This is a genomic window from Streptomyces sp. NPDC048479, from assembly GCF_040651435.1.
In the GTDB taxonomy this organism is placed as follows: Bacteria; Actinomycetota; Actinomycetes; order Streptomycetales; family Streptomycetaceae; genus Streptomyces.
This window is the reverse complement of the sequence record NZ_JBEZKA010000129.1, coordinates 1-1,133: the sequence shown is the minus strand read 5'-3', so window position 1 is coordinate 1,133 and position 1,133 is coordinate 1. Positions and strand designations below refer to the sequence as shown.

The 1,133-nt window shown below is 66.7% G+C and carries 2 protein-coding genes and 1 pseudogene; all 3 read left to right on the top strand.

Going from position 1 to position 1,133, the window contains the following annotated elements; translation table 11 throughout:
• Positions 1 to 539 (top strand): transposase (locus tag AB0D12_RS41365; RefSeq protein ID WP_362695279.1); only part of this gene is annotated, 539 nt, incomplete at its 5' end.
• Positions 540 to 626: 87 nt separating this feature from the next.
• Positions 627 to 716, top strand: a pseudogene (locus tag AB0D12_RS41360) (transposase); the annotation flags it as partial.
• A gap of 43 nt (positions 717 to 759) precedes the next feature.
• On the top strand, positions 760 to 1,065 hold the full coding sequence (locus tag AB0D12_RS41355; protein ID WP_362695276.1) for a transposase family protein: 306 nt from the start codon (positions 760 to 762) through the stop codon (positions 1,063 to 1,065).
• Positions 1,066 to 1,133: the final 68 nt, after the last annotated feature.

Below are 1,133 nucleotides of genomic sequence, written 5' to 3'. Positions count from 1 at the left end.
CGCACGACGGCGCAGCAGCCGACCCGTGCGACGGTGGCACGAGCGCCCGCGCCCTGGCCGAGAAGCTGGACCTCGTCCCCGGGATCGGGCCGACCACCGCACAGATCATCCTCGCCGAGATCGGCGCAGACATGAGCCGCTTCCCCACCCCCGAACACCTCGTCTCGTGGGCCAAGTTGTGCCCCCGCACGATCCAGTCCGGCGCGAAGAACACCGCAGGCCCGGCCGGGCAGGGCAATCCCTGGCTCAAGGGCGCACTCGGCGAGGCCGCCAATGCCGCCGCCCGCACCGACACCTTCCTCGGCGCCCGCTACCGGCGCATCGTCAAACGCCGTGGCCACGCCAAAGCCCTGGTCGCCGTCGCTCGCTCGATACTCGTCATCGCCTGGCACCTGATCAACGACCCGGACGCCTCCTACCAGGAACTCGGCTCCGACTGGCACCAACGCCATCTCAACCCCGCCCGCAAGACCCGCGACCTCGTCCGCCAGCTCCAAGCCCTCGGCCACCAGGTCGCCCTCACACCGACATCAGTCTGACCGCCCGTCCCACCGACATCCGGTCCGCAAGCGGCCCGGATGCTGCCGCCTGCCCAGCTACGGGTGGATTTTCCGTTCAGCATCAAGGTCCTCGATGCCATGGCCGAGTGGCAGAACCGGCCCCTCGACCCGGTTTACCCCGTCGTCTTCATCGACGCCATTCACGTGAAAATCAGGGTTCTGTCGACGATCTTGTGATGCGGACGGTCGAGCGGGTCGTGTGCACTGTTCGCGATCATGCATCGCGTGCTCTCGTGATGTGCTTTTGGAGCTGTTTCCGTACCTGTCCGCGTTGCTCATCGAGGAGGTCGAGCGACGGCCGGACAAGGTGGCGTTGAGGACGCGGGTGCGGGCGAAGTGCGGGTCCTGCCGGTGCGGTCAGAGCTCTGCTCGGGTGCACGGCCGGTACGTACGCAAGCTGCGTGACGTCGCCGTGGGCGGGCTCGGCGTGGTGATCGAGTTACGCATACGCCGGTTCCGCTGCGAGAACCCTGCTTGCTGTCCGCGTACACCCTCATCTCCATAGCGAGGTACAACCTCACATCCAGAGTTCTCGGCGCGTCGTAGAGGCGTTCGAGTAGAGGAGTTGATCAC